Consider the following 21,775-nt stretch of genomic DNA (forward strand, 5'->3'; position numbering starts at 1 on the left):
CTTTCGAAACTCAATTTTTAATACACCTTTTAACACTCCTATTTACTTTGTTCCGCCAACCATTCCATAATTGTCACGGGCCTGTTATTTAGCATTACAGGATTTCCATCAAAATCTAATTTAGCATGGTTTGCATGAGAATAGATCCAGGACCAATGCCCGGTGTAATGATAATTATCTCCTCCAAAAAACCCCGTAATATCCGTAACATGGTCATAGAAGGAAAAATGGACGTTATTGGCACCCGCGCTAATTAAGCGCTTATATAAGGGTACTACCGTCTTTTCCGGTACAGTTGTGCCATCGTCTTTAGAATGGACAAACCAAATAGGCACATCTTTGATTTTCTCGACTTGTGCATTGGTAATGTATTCGTTTTGATATGCCAAAGCACTGATATAACCCGCAGCGAAATAGTCAGGGCTTAACAGAATCAGCTTTAGTGCCATATAACCCCCATTAGAACAGCCTCCGACATATATTCTGTTTGGGTCAATATCAGGATGGTCAGCCACATATTTCTTTATAAGCGCCAGCAGGGCTTCATTATAGATATCATTCTCTTTACCCCTGGTGTAAGCCCCGCTTGAAGATTGCATCCAAAAAGTCGGACTCTGGGGTGCCAAAACATATGCGCCTTTAAATATTCTTTGGATCTCGTCCGATGCATAGTTAGCGGCCTTATTCGCGATCAAAGGAATACTTGGATCATTTCCTCCCTCGCCGCCACCATGCAGCCAAATGATCAAAGGCGATGTCTGATTAGTCCTCTCAGGTTTAAAAGAGGCAAAAGGGAGTGTAAGCCCATTGTGCGAGTACGCACCAGTTAAATCAAACTTGTCTATTAAAGGTAAAAACCTTTTGGATTCAGAATTCCATACCTTTTTTGAAGTCGTATCGGTTATGTTCAATTCATAATTTATCCATTTATTGCTACCTCTGTTATTTGCCCGAATATATTTAATAGGCGAACCCAGGATTTCTTCCGGGCCAACAAACAGTACCAGGGTTACATGATTTCCCTGCTCTAGCCTGTTACCTTTTTCATCCGATACATAGGCGTAGATTACTTTTCGACTTCCACTGGCTTCGCCGGGATTCATTTCAACACCTTCATAACTTCTCTTTGCCGTTACAGTAAAATTTTCCGCTTTGACTTCTATAGCCGGTTCCTCCATAGAGAGGATTATTTTACTAACAGCAGGTCCCCAATCATATCCCTCAATAATCAGGTTATATTCCCCATTATCATTACTATGTGGAGCTACTGAACTTTTGGTGTAAGCACTATTTGCCAAAAGGTTTAGGGAAATGGTCATTAAACCAATAAAAATGAGTCGAAAAATTGCCTTGCTATTCATATTTCATATTTAATTGTGAGAATATTTGTTTTGCCTGTAAAATTGATTATTCTGAGTCCTGCGCACTAAAAAAATATCGTTACACCATTTATTGGAGCCAGCCTCTCATAACGTCTTTGCTTCGGTTACCTTATTTTAATCAGTTTTTATGCTAATAGCCAGGCCACCACCGGAGTTGTTAACTGTTGTGGTAAAATTTTCCAGCCCCATGACATACGATAAATAAGCCTTCGTTCCAGAAATACCCCCTGCTCCCGGCGGGCGCACATTATGCGCAGCGAAACAACCCCCGGTTTTTAATTTAGGAACTACATCAATAAAGTAATTCGTATACCAATCCTTGTCTGCATCACTAAAAACAAAATCAAACGGACCCTTAAGTTCCTTTACAAGATCATGGGCATTAGCCAATCTTGCATCAATGTATTTTGACAAACCAGCTTCTTCAAAATTAGAAATGGCTTCCTTGTAACGACTTTCGTCAATCTCAATTGTAATGAGTTTTCCTTTGGTTTTACTCATTGCCCAGGCAATCCAAATTGCAGAATGACCGGTTGATGTGCCAATTTCCAGTCCGCTTGTATAACCGTTCTTAATTATTATGTCATAAAGTAATTTGCCATCTGTATCAGGCACATTTAAATCGTGCCACCGGTTTTTTTTACTTTTCAGAAATGCCTCCACTTTCCTGTCCAGTTCCGGATTACCATCAGAGTTCTGTGCAGGGAGGTAATTCCCTGAAAAAATTACCATGATTAAGTAAATAAAAAACGGTCCACGTAAAAATGAAATTATTCTTCCCATAATCAAAATCTATTCCTGTTACAATATAATACTTGCTTTGCTGAAAATAATTAGAAATTACACAAAAAGCAGAACTACCGTAAGAACAATACCTCCAAGTGCAAAGTACAGCCCTTTTTTGAATATTGGTGTTTTGGGTTTGAACATCCAAAATGCTGAAACAGCAAAAAACAGTAATGCTATCCCAAAAAATATATTCAACCAATACAAAGGATGCCCTGAATGCATTTTGTGCAACTTGTTCATATTATCCAAAATAAGTGGCATCTTCATCTCGATATAGCTCGCCTGTCCTGTAATTTTGTCGTAGGTTCCTCCTTCAAAATAAACCAGATTACCTTCTGTCTTGTCTACCTTAAAGGCTCTTTTTCCAAGGGCGCGGCCTAAATCTTCGTCTTGCAAACCTATAGCAAGTTTGCTTTCAACAAGAACTTCCTTTTTTAAATAATCTGTGTTTCTATAAGTTAGTACAATACCGCTAATGGCGTATACTGCCATAATACCGGCCAAAAAGAACCCAAGATATCTGTGGTAGGTTCGTACTTTTTGTTCTGTTTTTCTTCCCATTATTTACTGATATTTAAATATTAATGCGTCTCTGTTTCCAAATCAATCTCAATTAAGCTATTTTATTAAACCAAAGATTGATTTTTATTTAAAGAATAGGAAATAATCTGCTGTAAACAGCATAAGGTTAAAGGTAAACAGTATGTTATAATCTCAAAGTAGAACAATTGTCGTTAGCAGGTTTGTTTTTGCAGTTTGCACTTAGTCTTTTTTTGGAATGTGTCTAATAGTGTAGATTTGTGGTATTAGCATGAATATGAATAAGATATCTCAACGTATTAGCTGGCAAGAACTTTTTTTTCAATTTGTATTGTATATTTTGGTTCTCCTCTTTTATTCCTTTGACAGGAATGACCCGGGTATTACCCTGGCGCAGTTGGTCTTCTTTTTGGTATATGCCTGTGCTTCTGTTTTTATCACCTACTTTTTAATGCCTAAATTTTTGTATAACAAGAAATATTGGCATTTTTTTGGTTTTGTTATTTTGATCCTGTTACTCGTAATTATAACAGAAGAGTTACTAGAAGTCGTCTTTTATCCAGGCACACGAAGAGCATCCATAGTTCCGGGTATTTATTATGCGATATTCGATGTACTTCCCATAATTGCAATCTTGTCCGGGTTTAAATTCGCTTGGGATGCCATAGGCAAACAAGGCGAAGTAGAGAAATTAAAAACAACAATGCAGGAAAGTGAACTTCAATTTTTAAAGTCCCAGATTAATCCCCATTTTTTGTTCAATAACCTTAACAACCTCTATTCATATGCCATTGAACTTTCTCCTAAAACTCCGGCCATAATTTTGGAATTAAGTTCGGTTTTGCGCTACATGCTCTATGAATGCAAAGAAAGATTTGTACCCTTATCCAAAGAAATTGAACAACTGGAACATTTTACGCAACTCAATCAGCTTCAGATTGAAGAAAGAGGTAAGGTAAGTTTTACCGCTACTGCCATTAAACCCGGCTATCAAATTGCCCCTTTGATCCTGCTCGTTTTTATCGAAAATGCATTTAAGCACAGTCAATCAGGACAGTCCAGCAATATCAGGATAGACATTGACATTAAAATGGATGGAGATACACTTCATTTTAATTGTAAAAACAATTTTCAACCGATAACCGAGACTGAAAACCTAACCAAGGGCATTGGTTTGGATAATGTAAAAAAACGATTGCAATTGCTATACCCTAAGGCACATGAACTAATAATCAAAGAAACTTCAAATCAATTTGAAGTTGATTTGAAAATGGAATTGCAGAAAATTAGTTTGAAATGAATTGTATAATTATTGAAGATCAGCCCCCGGCTCAGCGCATCCTTAAAAAATTTGTAGAGGATATTGGCACCCTGCATCTTAAAGGCGTTTTTTCAGATGCCATCGAGGCTATGGAATTTTTGAAATCCAATTCGGTTGATCTTATGTTTCTGGACATTCATTTGCCTAAGATATCCGGGATAGACTTTTTAAAATCCATGCCCAATCCTCCTCATGTTATATTAACAACTGCCTTCTCGGATTATGCCTTAGAGAGTTATGAATTTAATGTTGTGGATTATTTGCTGAAACCTTTTTCATTTCAGCGTTTCGTAAAAGCCGTCGCTAAAATACCTGTAAAAAGTACTTCGAACACAGCGGATTACACAGAATCCGGAATTCAGGAAAATCGCAAAGAAATATTTATAAAATCGGGCTATGAGCACATCAAAATAACCATAGAAGACATTATATACATTAAATCCGATACGGACTATACAGAAATTATAACCGCCGAAAAAAAATATTTATCTTCAGAGCCGTTACGATTCTGGGAAGAACAATTAAGCCAAAATCATTTCTTCAGAATTCATAAGTCTTTTATCATTAACACCTCTAAAATTGAAAAAATAATTGGCAACCAGGTCTATTTAACCAGAGCTATTAAGGTGCCTATTGGAAGAGCCTTTAAAGAAAATTTTATGAAAAGTTTGTTGAACTAAACAAGAACGCTATTATGAAATCACTAAAAAAAGAAGATATTGAACAGGAAGTCTTTGACCTGTATGATGACTACGCGCACAACAAATTACAAAGGCGTGAATTTATTGAAAGACTTTCTCTTTACGCTGTGGGAGGTATTACGGTGGCATCACTGATGAGTTTCCTGATGCCCAATTACAAGGATACTATGTTGGTGCCAGCCAATGACCCAAGGTTGGATTCTGATTATATCAACTATGAATCTCCAAAAGGTGGGGGAACAATAAAAGGACTGCTTTCTAAACCTGTTGATGCCAAAGGGAAATTACCGGGCATAGTTGTGGTTCATGAAAACAGGGGCCTCAACCCGTACATTGAAGATACGGCCAGAATGGCTGCTTTAGAAGGTTTCATCACTCTAGCACCGGATGCGCTGACGCCTCTTGGCGGATATCCGGGAAATGATGATGAAGGCCGTGAAATGCAAAGAAAGCGTGACCGTAATGAAATGCTGGAAGATTTTATTGCTGCCTATGAATATTTAAAGGCACATAAGGACTGTAGTGGTAATATCGGTGTTGTTGGTTTTTGTTTTGGGGGATGGATTTCCAATATGATGGCGGTAAAAGTACCCGGCCTGTCGGCAGCAGTACCTTTTTATGGCGGGCAACCCACGGAAGATATTGATAAAATCAATGCCCCTTTGATGTTGCAGTTCGCAGGACTGGATAAGAGAGTGAATGAAGGCTGGCCGGCTTATGAAGAGGCGCTGAAAGCAAATAACAAGGAATATGTGGCCTATACCTACCCTGATGTCAATCATGGTTTTCACAATACAACTACACCGCGATACGACAAAGAAGCAGCGGAACTGGCATGGAAAAGGACCATTGATTTTTTTAACAAAAACCTGAAATAAATATCCTTGTTCAAATGAAGTGCCAGAAAATACTTACCATTTGAACTCTATAATGCACAGAAAAAAACCCGCTGAATAGCGGGTTTTTTTGTTATTTGGCCTTTGGTTACTTATTCGCAAAAAGTGCATTCAATTTCCATAGGTTTTATCCAAAAACTCATAACGCGCATCATTTACGGCATTTTTGGCTACGCTCTCCGTGTTTAGAATCATAACCGGCGGAGCTGTATCATTAGCTTCCGCAGAGGGCCACTCAGGCAGATCTTCCGAATTTGGATTGCCGGTTTTAACGAAATTGGCAAAATAATTCTGCATGGTTTCTGAGACTTTGAAATCATCCTCAGTCCAGGCATAGTCATCCACCAGCTGCAAATTACCCATACAATATTCTATCTCGCAAGCATGGGGTGCGCCTATTGGCTCGGGCCTTTTTGGGGTATCCGAATTTTTTGCAACCGTACCTCCTGCCAAACCAGGTTCCAGGTTCTTATCCCTGAGTGGTGGTCTGATTTTGCTGTAAAGATATCGGTAAACAGGCTGGTTGCTATTTTTGCGATGCAGGTCGAACCACTTCCACGTACTATATGCAATAAATCTGTCGGAGGCCAGGTCCGTGGCAGATTGTTCTATTTCCTCCACGGAGCTGTGAGGATATAACTTTAAAACTTCTTCATGGGTATCAGGATAAGCTTCTTTAACCTTTGCTACATAATTTTCCTCCGAATAAGGCTGTCCCTGCATAAATGCCATTCCCGGAATCTCCGCTGAATTCCACCCAAGCAATAGAGGCACCTGAGCCTGTTCTTTGGCGTTAAATATCTGGGGTAGGGTTTTTGGTAAAAAGTAGCCGTCGATCACCATTGGAAAACCAAATCGCTTGGATTCGTTGTATATTTCATAGATGTCGCGTGTACTTAATTTCCTTAGTTGTTCAATAGCAGGGTATACTGCATTTTGCGCAAACTCCAGACCGGTATTTTCAGCTTCTTCCAATGAAACGGGCGCCAAAGTAGGATTAATACAAGCACCACTCTCCCCTATTGCTGCTGCTATCAAATCCTTAGATAGCGGTGATGCCATTTGAGCGCTAACAGCTAAGGATCCGGCGGACTCCCCAGCTATAGTAACTTTGCCCGGATCGCCCCCGAAAGCGGCAATATTCTTATTAACCCATTTTAAGGCCGCATGCTGGTCCAGTACCCCATAATTACCGGAGGCCTTGTAAGGAGCTTCAGCACTTAGTTCCGGGTGCGATAAAAATCCAAATATATTGAGCCGATAGTTGGTAGTAACTACTACCATGCCCTTCCTGGCCATACTTTCGCCATCGTACCTGTATTCCGAGGCATCACCTGCCACATTTCCCCCGCCATAGAAATAAACCAGAACAGGCAGGCCTTTTGTATTCCTCTTGGCAGGTGTCCATATATTAAGATACAGACAATCTTCGCTTACCCCGTTGGAACGCGACTTCATATCTCCGAAGACCATGGTTTGCATAGGCCGCGGCCCAAATTTCTTTGTTTCTTTTACACCCTCCCAATTGTCCACAGGCTGCGGAGCCCTCCATCTAAGGTTTCCGACCGGAGGTTTGGCAAAAGGTACCCCGAAGTATTTTTGAATACCTGTATGCGTATCATAATTCCCCTCAATTAATCCGTTTTCTACGGTAACCTGAACAGGAAATGAATTGTTATTCTGTGCTTTTCCAACTGAGCTCATTAGAACTAATAACATGGATAAAATTGCGGCTGTTTTCATTGTATAAAGTGTTAAAGTTTTATTATTGTCTCATTTTGTTACAATAATACTTTTATTTCTTGATATTTTATCATTTATTTGAATAAAAATACATCTTGTCGAGTCTAAAATGAGCAATATTCTACCTTCTCTTGACGAATACATTCCTCACCTGGCCTATGATTCTGTAATATTTGGGTTTAATGGCGAAGAATTAAAAATACTTATTCTCGAATACCACAATACAGGTTTATTTGCACTGCCCGGAGGATTTGTAAGACGAAATGAAAACCTGGATGATGCTGTGAAACGGGGTTTGAATGAGCGAACCGGACTGGATAAAATTTATCTGGAACAGTTTCATACGTTTGGGGACATATCCAGACCAGATCCCGATATCATGCGCACCATTCTGGAAGCAAACGGACAAAAAGTTGAGGAGGGAAATTGGTTGTTAGACCGGTTTATTTCTGTAGCCTATTACGCTTTGATTAATTATAACAATGTGGAGCCTAAACCTGATAAGCTTTCAGATTCTATTAATTGGTATGCGATAGACAAGTTGCCACCTTTAATGATGGACCATGGGAAAATAGTTGAAAAAGCCCTTGAAACGCTTAGGAACAATTTAGAAAAAAAATTGGTGGGCATGAATCTATTACCCTCCAAATTTACCATGAAGGAACTGCAATTGGTATATGAAGCTGTTCTGGGAGAGAAACTACGCAGAACGACTTTTCAAAGAAAAATATTGGGCCTTGACATTTTAAAAAGGCATGAAAAATTGTTTACCGGGGGGGCACATAAAGCGCCTTATCTATATAGTTTTAAGAATAAAGAATCTATTGAACAACAATATGTACATGGATAAATTTTATTTGACCTTGTTCAGGTCTTTACCCTTAATACTTAATTATAATAATAAGCAATAGTTAGAATCTTATGAAAATCACATTTGTTAAACTCTTTTTATCTCTCTTTCTTTTAGGAGGGTCATTCCTTTGCCAGGCACAGCAAAAATCTGGTGGCCTTGCACTTTATACTGTTCGGGATGACATGGCCGCCAATGCAAAGGCAACACTTACCGCCGTTTCGGATGCGGGCTATAAAAATATTGAAGCTGCGGGTTACAAGGACGGCAAATTTTACGATATGTCTCCTGCCGATTTTAAAAAATTACTCAAAGAGCTCCGTTTAAACCCAATTAGTACCCACCAGGCATCCGTAACCCTGGAAAATGCAGATTCTATGATTGCCGATGTAAAGGAAGCAGGGTTTAAGTATTTTGTGATACCTGTGCCACCCATGGGGCTTTTTAAAATTGACCGGGAAACCAGGACGATGGGTATGACCGGTGGTGCCGCCAACCTCGCTGAAATTATAACCACCCTGGGTAAAAAATGCGAAGCAGCCGGACTTAAATTACTCTATCATAACCATGATTTTGAATTTAAAAAAGATGCTGATGGTATTGTTCCCATAGACTACTTATTAGAAAATACGGATCCCAAATATGTAAACTTTCAAATGGACCTGTATTGGGTTACAAAAGCTGGTGCTGACCCTGTTGCTTATTTTGAAAAATACCCCGGGCGCTTCAAAATCTGGCATGTAAAAGACATGGACAAGGAAGGGAGGTTTGCTCCGGTGGGTAAAGGAAGAATAGACTTTGTCCGTATCCTTGAGAAGAAAAAGCTATCCGGCATGAAGTACTATATGGTAGAACAGGATATGACCTTCGATGGGCTGAAACCAATAGATGCCATTAAAATAAGCCATGAAGGACTTAAGAATATTGGTTTTAAATAGGAGCTTATTATGAAAAGAACGGAATTTATAAGAACAACCATGACTTTTGCTACAGCTACTGCTCTGACCCCTCTGGCATCTTGTAATATGGACAAGAAAAAAATTGGTGCAGAAGTTGAACCCCCAATGCTGAGGAAAAACTGGGCTGGTAATTACATTTATAAGGCTAATAACTTACATGAGCCTGAAACTGTAGAAGAAGTGCAGGTTCTCGTCAAAAAACTTAAGGCACAGAAGGCTTTAGGCTCTTGCCATTGCTTTAACAATATTGCCGATAGTCCCATGAATCAGATTTCTACGAAAAACTTAAAAGGAGTATTGGGTATTGATGAGGAGAAAATGACTATAACAGTAGGGGCGGGAACTAAATATGGAGATTTCGCACCCGAACTTCATCAAAAAGGATATGCACTGCATAATCTGGCATCTCTACCGCATATTTCCGTTGCAGGAGCCTGCGCAACCGCAACACATGGTTCGGGTGTGGCGAATGGGAATCTCGCCAGTTCGGTTGCTGGTGTGGAATTAGTGACCGGAAATGGAGATATTATAAATTTTAACAGGGACACGGACCAGGATATGCTAAATGCTGTTGTGGTTAATCTTGGTGCCCTGGGGATCATTACCAAAGTTACGCTTGATATTGAAAAGACTTTCGATGTGCGACAAGATGTGTTCCAAAATCTGACTCTGGAATCCTTAAAGACTAATTTTGATGCGATACTGTCAGGCGGTTATAGTGTAAGTCTTTTTACCGATTGGCAAAACGAAGTGGTGAGCCAGGTATGGGTAAAAAGAAAGGTGGATGATCAAACCCAGGATTTAGGATCCGATTATTATGGGGCCAAAGCAGCAGATCGTAATTTACATCCAATAACCGAACTTTCGGCTGAAAATTGTACGGAACAAATGGGGGTTCCGGGCCCTTGGTATGACAGGTTACCCCATTTTAAAATGGGTTTTACCCCAAGTAGTGGCAAAGAATTGCAATCAGAATTTTTTGTGCCCAGAGAAAGAGCTTTAGATGCTATTCTGGCCTTGGAAAAAAAGAAGGAGCAGATACATCCGCAATTGATGATAACAGAAATAAGAACAATTGCCGCCGATAAATTATGGATGAGCCCATGTTACCTCCAGGATTGTGTGGCAATCCATTTTACATGGAAACAAAACCCGGAAGAAGTGGCAGAATTGATCTCAATGATCGAAACAGAGCTGGAACCATTTCTTTACCGCCCACATTGGGGAAAACTTTTCTCTACAGATCCTTCTCTTCTGACTTCGCGGTATGACAAATTTCATGAATTTGTTGCCATAGCTGAGGAATTAGACCCTAAGGGAAAATTTAAGAATGATTATTTGAACTTGAACATATATATCTAATTAGAAATAAAACCTTTACTAATGAATAAATCAATTTTTAAAATAAGTTTAATTGGACTTTTTTTTGCAGTTTACCAAAATTTCGGTCAGGAAGTCATTACCGGTGAGAATATCGCGGTAACCAATACGGAATCGGGAAAAGTGAGGGGGTATATCCATGATGGTACTTTTATCTACAAAGGAATTCCCTATGCCAAAGCGGAACGTTTTATGCCTCCAACAAAAGCTGATTCATGGGAAGGGGTTAGAAGTTCCACGATGTATGGACCAGTGGCACCTCTTATTACGCCTACAACAGAGGTTAACGATGAACCGGAATTTGTTTTTGACCACGACTGGGGGTATCCTAATGAAGACTGCCTGAGGATTAATATCTGGACACCGGGAATTAACGATGGTAAAAAAAGAGCCGTTCTTTTCTGGATCCACGGTGGTGGCTTCACTTCTGGCTCCAGCCAGGAATTACCATCTACGGATGGGGAAAACCTAAGCAAAAAAGGGGATGTGGTAGTTGTTTCCATTAACCATCGTCTGAATATTCTGGGCTTTCTGGATCTTTCTGCCTATGGAGAGAAATATAAGCACTCTGCCAATAACAGTATTATTGACATGGTAGCGGCCCTTGAGTGGGTACAAACCAATATCCAAAATTTTGGTGGAGACCCGGATAATGTAACTATTTTTGGTCAGTCCGGTGGAGGCGCCAAAGTAAATACATTGATGGCCATGCCACATGCAAAAGGACTTTTTCACAAGGCCGTAAATCAAAGCGGGTCTTTCCGGGCTGCCATGTTGGAAAAAAACGAGACACAGGCTATTGCTGCAGAAGTACTTTCCAATCTCGGATTAAAAGAAAACCAGGTAGACAGCCTTCAGAAAATTCCTTTTGAGTTATTGAGTGCTGCAGGTAGCAAGGCATTAAAGACTGTAGAGGAAAAGATGAAGGCAGAAGGAAAACCTGTTATGGGTTTTGGCCTCAACTGGGGTCCCAGTCGTGATGGTGAAGACTTACCCTACCAACTTTTTTCTGAAGAAGCTTTTATGCTTTCCAAAGACATTCCCTTACTATTAGGTACTACAAAAAATGAATTTGCACCTTTTGCAAATATGCGGTTTGTCAAAGCCTCCGAACAGCAAATAATGGAGCATATTAAAACACAGTATAAAGATAAGGCGGATGCATATATCCGGGCTGTTAAAAAAGCTTATCCAAACGACAATGACCCAAAAGACCTTCTGGATGTGGATACCATGTTCCGACCCGGGGCAGTAGTTCAGGCAAACGCAAAATCGAAGATTCCGGATGGCGCACCGGTGTATATGTACCTTTTTACCTGGCAGTCACCGGTTTGGGATGGTAAATACAAATCGCTGCACTGTATGGAATTACCCTTCGTTTTTGACAATATAAAACGGGGTAAAAATATGACCGGCGGCGGAGCGGCAGCACAGACATTAGCGGATAAAGTAAGCAGCGCATGGATCAATTTTGCCAAAAATGGAGATCCCAACCATTCCGGATTACCAACATGGCCTGCCTACAACGACACAAATACAGCTACCATGCATTTAGATAATACTTGCGAGGTAAAACCTCAGTTAGATAAAGAATTGTTTGAGCTGGTAGGTAATAATTAAAAAATATAATTAAAACAAAAAGATGAAATTACAAAACAAAACACTGATTGCATTTTGTTATGCCGCTTTTATGCTATCTATGGCTTGCAGCCCAAAGTTTACAGAGGAAGACAAAGGCGATTTTACGCTCGTAAAAAATGAAGGAGGAAAAATACTTGGGTACAACCCCGATTCGGGGGTGAAACTTTTACAGGTTGATCGCCATGCATTTAAGGATCTTAACAAAGACGGAAAACTGGATATTTATGAAGATTGGCGTCTCCCGGCCAGTGAACGGGCAAAGGACCTTGCTGGGAAAATGTCTTTGGAACAAATTGCAGGATTGATGCTCTATAGCGGGCATCAATCTATTCCGGCAGGTGGAAACAGGTTTTTTGGCCCTGCTACTTATGGTGGGAAGCCTTATGACGAAAGTGGTGCAGCTCCCAGTGACCTCTCGGATGCACAGCTAAAATTTTTGGAGGAAGACAATCTGAGGCATGTACTTATCACCAGTGTAAAATCTCCTGCCATAGCCGCCAAATGGAATAACAATGCGCAGGCCATGGTAGAGAAAATTGGATTGGGAATCCCAATCAATACAAGTTCAGACCCCCGGCATGGCAGCGATTCCTATGCAGAATTCAACGCAGGTGCCGGCGGCGATATATCCATGTGGCCCGGGACCCTGGGAATTGCAGCTTCTTTTGATCCACAACTAATGTTTCAATTTGGTGAAATTGGATCAAAAGAATACAGGGCCCTTGGTATTGCAACCTCACTGTCACCGCAGATAGATTTAGGAACAGAACCGCGATGGAGCAGATTTGATGGCACCATGGGGGAAGACCCGGATTTGGCAACTGATATGGCCAGAGCCTACGTAGATGGTTTCCAGTCATCAGACAATGGCGCAGGCTGGGGATATCAAAGCGTAAATGCCATGGTAAAGCACTGGCCGGGCGGAGGTCCTGAAGAAGGAGGACGGGATGGTCATTTTGGCTATGGTGCGTACGCCGTGTACCCGGGCAAAAACCTGAAAGACCATTTACAACCATTTACCGAAGGTGCCTTTAAATTAGAAGGACCAACTAAAATGGCTTCAGCTGTTATGCCCTATTATACTATCTCTGATGGACAGGACATTAAGAATGGTGATAAAGTAGGTAATGGTTTTAACAAGTACCTTATTACAGATCTATTAAGAGGCGAATATGGTTTTGACGGTGTTGTTTGTACAGACTGGGGGATTACCCGCGATGTAAGCGCTGTAGATTTATTTGAAGGTAAAAGCTGGGGTGTTGAGAACATGACCGTTGCAGAACGCCATTATAAGGTAATTGAAGCTGGCTTGGACCAATTTGGTGGGAACAACGATATGGGCCCCATTTTAGAAGCTTATAAAATAGGCGTCGCGGAACATGGTGAAGACTATATGAGAAAACGATTTGAGGTCTCCGCCGTACGATTACTGATGAATATTTTCAGGGTAGGACTTTTTGAAAATCCGTATCTGGATATCCAAGAAACTGAAAATATTGTTGGGAACCCGGAATTTATGAAGGCCGGGTTTGATGCGCAATTACGTTCAATTGTTATGCTTAAAAACGATCAAAATACGCTGCCGCTGAAAGTGAAACAAAAAGTTTATGTTCCGCAAAGGTATATAGCCGCCAGCAGGAACTGGTTTGGCAGGGAGACTCCTGAGAAAACAGAACATCCTTTTAATATGGAAGTCGTTAAAAAGTATTTTGAAGTGGTTGAAAATCCGGAAGAGGCAGATTTCGCCCTGGTAGGGATTACAAGTCCCAATGGTGGTGTAGGTTATAATAGGGAAGATTTGGCAAAGGGAGGTAACGGATATGTGCCTATTAGCCTGCAATATGGACCTTATACTGCCAACGATGCCCGGGAAACCAGTTTGGCTGGTGGAAGCCCCCTTGAAGATTTTACAAACCGTTCTTACAAAGGAAAATCCATAACCGCTTACAATACCACGGACATGAAAATGGTAAACGAAACCAGGTCAAAAATTGGAGACAAACCTCTTATTTTGGTAGTCAAGGTAGCCAAACCTATGGTATTTTCTGAAATTGAAAAGAGCGCTTCCTCTATTCTAATACACATGGGCGTGCAAGATCAGGCTTTGATGGAATTAATTACCGGTGAAGCTGAGCCCTCCGCGCTATTACCTTTTCAAATGCCAGCGGATATGAAAACCGTTGAAGAACAGTTTGAAGATGTACCAAGAGATATGACGCCGTATGAAGATGCTAATGGTAATGCATATGACTTTGCGTTTGGAATGAACTGGAAAGGGGTAATTTCTGATGACCGTGTGAAAAAGTATAAATAATCACTTTTTAATTCAATCTTTGCAATGAATAAAATTCTAAACCATTTTAATATATAGATCATGTTGAAAAAAATCTTAACCGGACTGTTAGTTATCCTGATCATCATACAGTTTATACGTCCCGATAAAAACGAATCGAATGACCTAACCTATGACATTTCCACCAAATATGAGGTTCCGGATGATGTTAGTCACCTGTTACAGGTTTCCTGCAATGACTGCCACTCCAATAAAACGGAGTATCCGTGGTATGCAAACATACAACCTGTTGCCTGGTGGCTTAATGATCATGTAGTAGATGGTAAAAGACATTTAAATTTTTCAACTTTTACAAAAATGCCGATAGCCATTCAGAATCATAAATTGGAAGAAACCATTGAAATGGTTGAAGAGAAAGAAATGCCTCTGGCATCTTATACCAACTTCGGCTTACATAAAGAGGCTAATCTTTCAGAGGAACAAAGGCAAAAGATTATAGTCTGGGCAAAAAACCAAATGACTTATCTAAAAGAAACCTACCCGGCAGATAGTCTTGTAATGCCCAAAAGACGACAATAAATTGTAATACGGGATAAGCCAAAGGATAAATTTGCGTGTAAGATATAATTAAAAGTCATTAGTTGGTATTGGTCACAAAAGCAATTTTTGTGCTGTCCGGGGACCAGCTGGGGACATTTATGGAGCCTTGCCCTCCGTATATATAGGCTATCACTTTTGGCTTACCTCCTTCGTAAGGCATAATACGCAACAAACAATGTTTGTAAAAAGGATGGTCTGAAGGGTCTATGTCTTTGGGGAAAGATATAAATGCAATCCACTTTTTATCCGGACTTATATGAGGAAACCAGTCATTATACTCATCAAAAGTCAACTGAGTCTTATCTTCGCCATTGGCTTTCATCCTCCAAAGCTTCATCTTTCCCGTGCGGGTAGAATTAAAAAATATGTATTCACCATCCGGGCTATACTCCGGGCCATCATCCAAAGTATTTTTATTTGTGAGTTGTTGCTCCTTCCCCGAATCCAAATCAATGGTATAAATATCATAAGCGTTGTTACGATTTCCTGTAAACACCATTTTCTTGTTATCTGGCGACCAGCCATGTAAATACGATGCCCCTACCCCGGGTTTAGTAACCATTGTGGGAAGCGAATCTCCCTGAGCAGGCATATAATACAAAGCTGAAGTTCCACCGTCATCCTGGTTGTGATTACTTATTCCCAATAGCGTACCATCAAAGGTGAGCACATGATCATTATTGTTATTTACTGCAAAACCTGTATTCAGGGGAGAAATGAAATTGGTTGATAACTCATAGTTATACAAATGCCCTTTGGAATTGTAAATTAATCGCTTACCATCTGGGGTCCAGTTTGGCGCTTGAATAGAGTGTGCAGATTTGTATATAATTTCGCGATTACCACTTCCTATATCCAAAATCTCCAGATTGCTGGCAAGATAGTCGCGATACGGCGTATAATTTGGATCAACAGGTCTTATGATCCTTACGTTTCTAAATTCGGCAGATTCCAATACATCCGGATTATGAGAGCAAACATATAATCCTATATAGACAGAATTGTCCAATTCCAGTTTGGGCAATTCCACTATTGTAAACTCTTCCCCGAATTTGGCGGTAGACATAATAAATTTATTGCCGCTTCTTTCTAATTGTATAACATCCGGATAAGTATCCCCGGAAATCACTTCGTCGGTATCCCCGCCTGTTTCTTTGCGATATTGCAATGTTGTTAGGCCATCGCCATGAGTAGAGGCATTTACGTGCTGTGAATTTGTATCCAAACTGTTTTTTACGATCCATCCGGCCTTCCTGTGCGGATCAACACCTTCACCAATAAATCTTACCTCTGCCCTCAGGATAAAGTCGCCCTGTATTGTTGTCCATAAATATTGAAAATCATCCTTGCCAAACCACATATTGGTCCCTGAACCAGAAATTTTGTAGGTTTGATTTTCTTCGGAATACTCTGAAAACCCCTGCAACCTGCATTCACCTATATCCCCATTTCTATCAAAAATTCCAATCTGGTTTTGGGCATTAGTGCTATTGATCGCAACGATTAGGCAGCTTAGAAGTATGTAATATAACTTTGAGGTTTTCATTGGATTAGGTTTTTATATTTTGAAGACATGTTGCCCCTGGTTCCTTAAGTTTTGTATGAATTCCTGATTTGCGTTATTAATATTAATCAGCAAAATACCAGGTGATATTCCCTATACTCATTCCACCATGGCGTCTATTGTCTTAATGGTTCCGTCGCTATTGTATTGCAATTCTGTAACTTTAACACTTCTCAGATGCGTTTTTCCGCCTGAAAGGGAGCTGTCATGATAAAACAACCACCATTTGCCGTTGTATTCCACTATGGAATGATGGTTGGTCCAGCCTAAAACCGGTTTTAAGATAACCCCCTGATAAATAAAAGGACCGTAAGGATTGTCTCCGATGCCATAAGCAATATTATGTGTATCACCCGTTGAATAGGATAAATAATACTTTCCATTATACATATGTACCCATGCAGCTTCAAAGAATCGCCGGTCATTATCACCTGTAAGTAAGGGATTGCCCTCCCTGTCAAGTATAGCAACATCTCTCGGGGTTTCCGCAAATTGAAGCATATCTTCACTCAATTTTGCAATTTTAGGTTTTAATGCAGGTTCGTCATCAGCGGGGTAAACATCTTCACCATTGTAGTTTCCCCCAATCCAACGTTGCAACTGACCGCCCCAAATACCTCCAAAATACATATAATAACTACCATCAGTATCCTCAAAAACAGCCGGATCTATGCTAAAACTCCCTTCTATAGGTTGTTCTTCCGCCCTAAATGGCCCGAAAGGGTTTTTACTCGTGGCTACACCTATCCTAAAGATATCCGATTTATCCTTTGCCGGAAAATAGAAATAATATGTTCCGTTTTTTTTAGCCGCATCAGGTGCCCACATCTGTCTTCCTGCCCAAGCCACATTATCTATGTGCAAGGCAATACCATAATCTGTTACTTCACCTCCTATACTATCCAATGAAAAAACGTGGTAATCCTTCATGTCAAAATGACTGCCTAAATCATCTTGTGGAACCCCGGATTCAAAATCGTGGGAAGGGTAGATATACAATTTTCCATCAAATACGTGTGCAGATGGATCGGCCGTAAACATATCTGAAATTAGCGGCGATGCGCTGGCTCCGCTAATTGATACCGCATCTTCCGAAAGGTCATTAACAGGAGGATCGGGTATTTTTTGTACCGTTTTGTTCTTACATCCAAAAAGTAAGGTTGCGACTAACAAATTCACACTTAAGATTCTTAAAACTGAAGTACACATAAAATGGTTTTGGTTGTAGTGTTTAGTAATTTAAAGTCACTAATATTATTCATCAAATTCATGAAGTTCTTTTTTTGAGTACGCCGATGAAAGTTAATTAAAAAAACGCTCATAAATGCCCTGGTAATTTAATTTCCGGGAGCATAAGGGAATTTCAGGGATTTGTAAAACTCCAGGTTTTCAGAAGGAAGTTCCACACCGGGCGGAATGTCCCTTCCGGAAAAGGTTTGAAAATAGAGCAGGCAGGCATTCCTCCACCATTTTGCTTCCTTCAGCTGAATCTCCAAAAGCATCCTTACTTCATTGTATTGATCATCAGAGATATACATTTTTGCTTGCTCCCAGCTACTTATCATTTCTTCGACCTGGTCTACTCCTTCCTGATACTTTAAAGCAATTGCATCCCACAATATCAATCCATCCTTTAGCTTATAGTCCCATGGTAAATGATGAAACCACAATAGGTATTCCTCCGGACAAGTCTCAGGGGTATTAAATATTTCAGCTATTTCAGGGGCATACTGGGAAGTAGCGTCACTACCTGCAGGCGTGCGATCAAATCCTATGCCTTCCTTATCGGCTTTATGATAATAGGTGGGGTTCCACTCTGGTCTGCTCAAATTACTCACCCATGGACCCGGGCCGTAATGATGGCCTGTATCCATTAAATGGTGCAGACCCAATGGCGTCATGTAGTTCACCACTGCTTCCCTGGAAACAGTCATCAAGGTTTTAACTGGCTCCAGAAATGACGAATCATTGGAGTAGGTTAATCGCAACCACTCTTCTGCTATGGATTCAGAACTTAGGTATGGGTTCCACGCCAGGCGTCCGTAACCGTACCAGTTACCCTGTGCAAAGGGATGGCCGGTCCAGTTTAAATCGGTTCCGATATTTGCCACTCCGGCCATTCCGGATATTTTGTTATTGAAAAGAGAGCCATCGACTACTTTGGTAACAGTTGCATTTTTCGCTTTTCTATAGGTCTCGGCGTCCAGCACTTCCTCAAAAAGTTGCGGAAGAAAAACCAGGTGAGAACTAAAACCAAGATATTCCTGGGTAATCTGAAACTCCATAACCAAAGGTGTATTGGGCATAGCACCAAATATCGGATGAAAAGGTTCCCTTGGTTGAAAATCAATGGGCCCGTTCTTTACCTGTACCAAGACGTTATCCTGAAATTTACCATCATAGGGTACGAATTCATTATAGGCCTGTTTTGCCCGGTCTGTTGCATCTTTTTCAGAATAGACAAAAGCCCTCCAAATTACAATTCCATTAAATGGATTTAATGCATCTGCCAGCATATTGGCACCATCTACATGGCTTCTGCCATAATTCTGCGGACCCGGTTGTCCTTCTGAATTGGCCTTAACCAAAAAGCCTCCAAAGTCAGGGATAAACTTGTAGATTTTTTCCACCCTGTCCTTCCACCATTTAATTACATCCTTATCCAAAGGGTCTGCGGTATTCAATCCTCCTATTTCCATAGGAGCAGAGAATCTGGCTGTTAAATACACCTTTATACCATAGGGCCTAAATACTTTTGCCAAAGCAGCTACTTTTTCAAAATAGGCAGATGTTAGTACCAGGGCATTTGCATTTACATTGGTTAATACCGTGGCGTTGATTCCAATTGATGCATTGGCCCGTGCGTAATCCTCATAACGCCGGTCTATATATTCGGGAAGTTTCTGCCAGTTCCAAAGTGAAAATCCTGCATATCCCCGTTCTACTGTCCGGTCAAGATTATCCCAATGATTCAGCATTCGCAATTTTATTTTTGGTGCGTCTACAATATTAATTCCCTCTAGGGGTTTGTGCATTTTCATCAATTGCAACAATTTAAATACTCCGTAAAGTATACCTATGTCTTCGTTGGCAGTGATTAGCAAAATACTCTTGTCCTTAACCGTTACAGATTTAATAATAAATCCTTCATTGCCAATCCGTTCAAAATCCGCCTTGAGAGCATTCGTAATATCTTTGCCCAGATTCATTTTTCTAGACACCCACATAGTATTTAATAAACTAAGTGAATCGTGCATATTTGGTTGCTGTCCCAATAATCCTTCAACAGCTCGTAAAAGTTCTTTTTGCGCTGTTTCCAAAACGGCACCCCGGTTATTAAAAAATATGGATTTAGTGTATTTTTTGTATTCTGAAAGTACTACAGGATCTTCTATTTTTGGGTATCCCAGCCATAAATCGTATCCCCCAAATGATTGTGCACTGGAATTTAAGATAATAAGGAATATAAATGTAAAGAACAGTTTAGCCTTCGCTGCGGAGATATTCATTTATTCTTCGTCATCATTTATTTCATCTATCTGCAACTCATTCTCGACATCCTCATTTATTATTTCATCTTCTTCCGGATCATGATCTTCCATGGCTGCTACGAGCCGTTTGCTGACTTTAACTAAATAGACCGTATTATCCGTCCTGACTTCTACACATTCTACTATTTCATTCAGTGAATTTTTAAAAGTGATAATGTGGTCATCATCATATCCATCCGGGTACCTGGTTACGAGGAGATCCAGAATATCCTTGTTCAATTTTTTGAAATCTACGATTACACGTCGCATGATGAGGGTTTCTTTTGACGTTTAAATTACAAATTAAATTGATACGCTAAACGTAAAATCTCAGGTACAGCCAATAAGGGTTACCGATAATAAATTTCAGGAAGTTGACCAATCTCAATTAATAGGATTGGGCAAATTAAAGGCTTGATGAAGCTTCTTTATCTTCTTCCTTGTGAAAGATCAAATCTTGATCTTCAAGGGCAAAAACAACAAGTTTTATATAATCATCTACTGCACTTTTTATGTTTGAAGGGTCTGTAATATCGATTATTCCGCGCCATATGAGTTCGCGTTCCTTACCAACACAAATACAGTAAAGGGAAGTCTCTGAGTGATATACCGTATATGCATCGTAATAATTTTCATCATAATAAATATCCTGATGAGAGATATAATCTTCTTTGAAAGTTCCATAATAGCTATCCAGATCAGCCATACTTTTTCTAAAAGTTGCTTTATCTTCCGCGCCTAGAATTTTAGTGAATAAAATAGCATCAAAATCCTTATCCAGGAGTGATTGTTCCACCTCATCCAGTTCTTCCTCGGACCTTTCTGAATCTGTAAATCCTACATCAAATAAATCTATGCTTCGCATTGCTTCTACCCCCCTGTTGGTGAAATGTCGCTTCATTTTGGTTTCGTAATCTTCCCTGGCTTTGAGGTTAGATGTCATACCAACAATAAGTACTTTGCTGGCATCGAAAATTACAATGTCAGGATTCTTCCAACTATCTACCAACTCGGTGGAGGAACATCCCATACCTAATAGTACAATTAAAATAAGTGCCTTCTTCATATGCTTAAGCTAATTTAACAATCGCTTTTGTTTTTCCTTCTTAATTACATTAGAAACTAAACTAAAAAGCCCGGATTTGATCTGCATGTATTCTTCCTTATAATGCTCTATAGTACCGGCTAATTCTCTGTGGGTATCCCTGTAGGCCTTTTCCAATTCCAGCTGATCAATATCGTCGATCATAATTTCTAATTTGTTTTCGTGAGCCTGTATTTTTTTCATAAGAGAAATGGCTTCCTTTTCAAGATCGGTAAGTCTGGACACAATTTCTTTGCTTTTACCAAAGATTTTTGAATCTACCAATTGTACGGTATAATGTTTTATGAGGTTGTTTAAAAACATTTGTTCATCTCTCATAAATTTCACTTCTGACAGCCAAAGTATGGTTGCCCTATGCATCTCTTCGGGATCTATCCATTCAATATACCTGTGTGTGTTATCTTTTATATCCATTGTATTCAATTTTTAATCAGTACTCGTATAAACCTAAATAGTTTGATATCTATAATTCTATTTATTT

General features: G+C 39.9%; 19 protein-coding genes. 9 read left to right on the forward strand and 10 right to left on the reverse strand.

All coding sequences use genetic code 11. The annotated features are described in order from the left end of the window. Window positions 1-38: 38 nt before the first annotated feature. From G504_RS0111470 to G504_RS0111480, 3 genes are all read right to left on the reverse strand, one after another. Entirely contained in the window at window positions 39-1,361 is a 1,323-nt protein-coding gene (locus G504_RS0111470; RefSeq protein ID WP_026348533.1) for a prolyl oligopeptidase family serine peptidase, read from the reverse strand. A 135-nt stretch (window positions 1,362-1,496) separates the two neighbouring features. After that, the gene (locus G504_RS0111475) at window positions 1,497-2,165 is read right to left on the reverse strand and encodes an O-methyltransferase (protein WP_019670327.1); all 669 of its coding nucleotides are present in this window, start codon (window positions 2,163-2,165) and stop codon (window positions 1,497-1,499) included. A gap of 57 nt (window positions 2,166-2,222) precedes the next feature. Then, window positions 2,223-2,732 (reverse strand): PepSY domain-containing protein, encoded by a 510-nt coding sequence (locus tag G504_RS0111480; protein ID WP_019670328.1) that lies wholly within the window; start codon window positions 2,730-2,732, stop codon window positions 2,223-2,225. A gap of 256 nt (window positions 2,733-2,988) precedes the next feature. On the opposite strand from G504_RS0111480, the gene G504_RS0111485 reads away from it, so the two are divergent. Genes G504_RS0111485 through G504_RS0111495 form a run of 3 tightly spaced genes read left to right on the forward strand, consistent with a single transcriptional unit; the run spans window position 2,989 to window position 5,611 of the window. Then, window positions 2,989-4,011 (forward strand): sensor histidine kinase, encoded by a 1,023-nt coding sequence (locus tag G504_RS0111485; RefSeq protein WP_157473268.1) that lies wholly within the window; start codon window positions 2,989-2,991, stop codon window positions 4,009-4,011. After that, window positions 4,008-4,712, forward strand: a complete 705-nt coding sequence (locus tag G504_RS0111490; protein WP_019670330.1) for a LytR/AlgR family response regulator transcription factor — start codon at window positions 4,008-4,010, stop codon at window positions 4,710-4,712. The genes G504_RS0111485 and G504_RS0111490 overlap by 4 nt, the downstream gene beginning before the upstream one ends. 14 nt (window positions 4,713-4,726) lie before the next feature. Continuing rightward, window positions 4,727-5,611 carry a dienelactone hydrolase family protein gene (locus tag G504_RS0111495; RefSeq protein WP_019670331.1) on the forward strand — a complete coding sequence of 295 codons (885 nt, stop codon included), beginning with the start codon at window positions 4,727-4,729 and terminating at the stop codon, window positions 5,609-5,611. Window positions 5,612-5,740: 129 nt separating this feature from the next. On the opposite strand, the gene G504_RS0111500 is transcribed toward G504_RS0111495, so the two are convergent. Further along, window positions 5,741-7,372, reverse strand: coding sequence for a carboxylesterase/lipase family protein (locus tag G504_RS0111500; RefSeq protein WP_019670332.1), 1,632 nt, complete (start codon window positions 7,370-7,372; stop codon window positions 5,741-5,743). A 109-nt stretch (window positions 7,373-7,481) separates the two neighbouring features. Between G504_RS0111500 and G504_RS18620 the strand changes: the two genes are divergently transcribed. The 6 genes from G504_RS18620 to G504_RS0111530 all read left to right on the forward strand — a co-directional run bounded on the left by G504_RS18620 (window position 7,482) and on the right by G504_RS0111530 (window position 15,074). Next, window positions 7,482-8,222, forward strand: coding sequence for an NUDIX hydrolase (locus tag G504_RS18620; RefSeq protein ID WP_019670333.1), 741 nt, complete (start codon window positions 7,482-7,484; stop codon window positions 8,220-8,222). Between the two features lie 71 nt (window positions 8,223-8,293). Then, window positions 8,294-9,160, forward strand: a complete 867-nt coding sequence (locus tag G504_RS0111510) for a sugar phosphate isomerase/epimerase family protein (protein WP_019670334.1) — start codon at window positions 8,294-8,296, stop codon at window positions 9,158-9,160. 9 nt (window positions 9,161-9,169) lie between these two features. Continuing rightward, window positions 9,170-10,543 (forward strand): FAD-binding protein, encoded by a 1,374-nt coding sequence (locus G504_RS0111515; protein WP_019670335.1) that lies wholly within the window; start codon window positions 9,170-9,172, stop codon window positions 10,541-10,543. A gap of 21 nt (window positions 10,544-10,564) precedes the next feature. Then, window positions 10,565-12,181 (forward strand): carboxylesterase/lipase family protein, encoded by a 1,617-nt coding sequence (locus G504_RS0111520; protein ID WP_019670336.1) that lies wholly within the window; start codon window positions 10,565-10,567, stop codon window positions 12,179-12,181. Window positions 12,182-12,203: 22 nt separating this feature from the next. Next, on the forward strand, window positions 12,204-14,516 hold the full coding sequence (locus G504_RS0111525) for a glycoside hydrolase family 3 protein (RefSeq protein ID WP_019670337.1): 2,313 nt from the start codon (window positions 12,204-12,206) through the stop codon (window positions 14,514-14,516). A gap of 60 nt (window positions 14,517-14,576) precedes the next feature. Further along, entirely contained in the window at window positions 14,577-15,074 is a 498-nt protein-coding gene (locus G504_RS0111530; RefSeq protein WP_019670338.1) for a heme-binding domain-containing protein, read from the forward strand. Window positions 15,075-15,132: 58 nt separating this feature from the next. Here the strand turns inward: G504_RS0111530 and G504_RS0111535 are convergent, their stop codons facing one another. The 6 genes from G504_RS0111535 to G504_RS0111560 all read right to left on the reverse strand — a co-directional run bounded on the left by G504_RS0111535 (window position 15,133) and on the right by G504_RS0111560 (window position 21,708). Beyond that, window positions 15,133-16,641: a TolB family protein gene (locus G504_RS0111535; RefSeq protein ID WP_019670339.1), complete on the reverse strand. Its 1,509-nt coding sequence runs from the start codon at window positions 16,639-16,641 to the stop codon at window positions 15,133-15,135. Window positions 16,642-16,758: 117 nt separating this feature from the next. Beyond that, complete coding sequence (locus tag G504_RS0111540) at window positions 16,759-17,868, reverse strand: glycoside hydrolase family 43 protein (protein ID WP_019670340.1); 1,110 nt, start codon at window positions 17,866-17,868, stop codon at window positions 16,759-16,761. 128 nt (window positions 17,869-17,996) lie between these two features. Continuing rightward, window positions 17,997-20,168 carry an alpha-glucuronidase family glycosyl hydrolase gene (locus tag G504_RS0111545; RefSeq protein ID WP_019670341.1) on the reverse strand — a complete coding sequence of 724 codons (2,172 nt, stop codon included), beginning with the start codon at window positions 20,166-20,168 and terminating at the stop codon, window positions 17,997-17,999. After that, window positions 20,169-20,459 (reverse strand): hypothetical protein, encoded by a 291-nt coding sequence (locus G504_RS0111550; RefSeq protein WP_019670342.1) that lies wholly within the window; start codon window positions 20,457-20,459, stop codon window positions 20,169-20,171. It abuts the gene before it with no gap. A gap of 136 nt (window positions 20,460-20,595) precedes the next feature. After that, window positions 20,596-21,255 carry a hypothetical protein gene (locus tag G504_RS0111555; RefSeq protein WP_040444099.1) on the reverse strand — a complete coding sequence of 220 codons (660 nt, stop codon included), beginning with the start codon at window positions 21,253-21,255 and terminating at the stop codon, window positions 20,596-20,598. 9 nt (window positions 21,256-21,264) lie between these two features. Then, window positions 21,265-21,708 carry a hypothetical protein gene (locus tag G504_RS0111560; RefSeq protein WP_019670344.1) on the reverse strand — a complete coding sequence of 148 codons (444 nt, stop codon included), beginning with the start codon at window positions 21,706-21,708 and terminating at the stop codon, window positions 21,265-21,267. Between the last annotated feature and the right edge of the window lie 67 nt (window positions 21,709-21,775).

The sequence above is a fragment of the Eudoraea adriatica DSM 19308 genome, assembly GCF_000382125.1.
Taxonomy (GTDB): Bacteria; Bacteroidota; Bacteroidia; order Flavobacteriales; family Flavobacteriaceae; genus Eudoraea; species Eudoraea adriatica.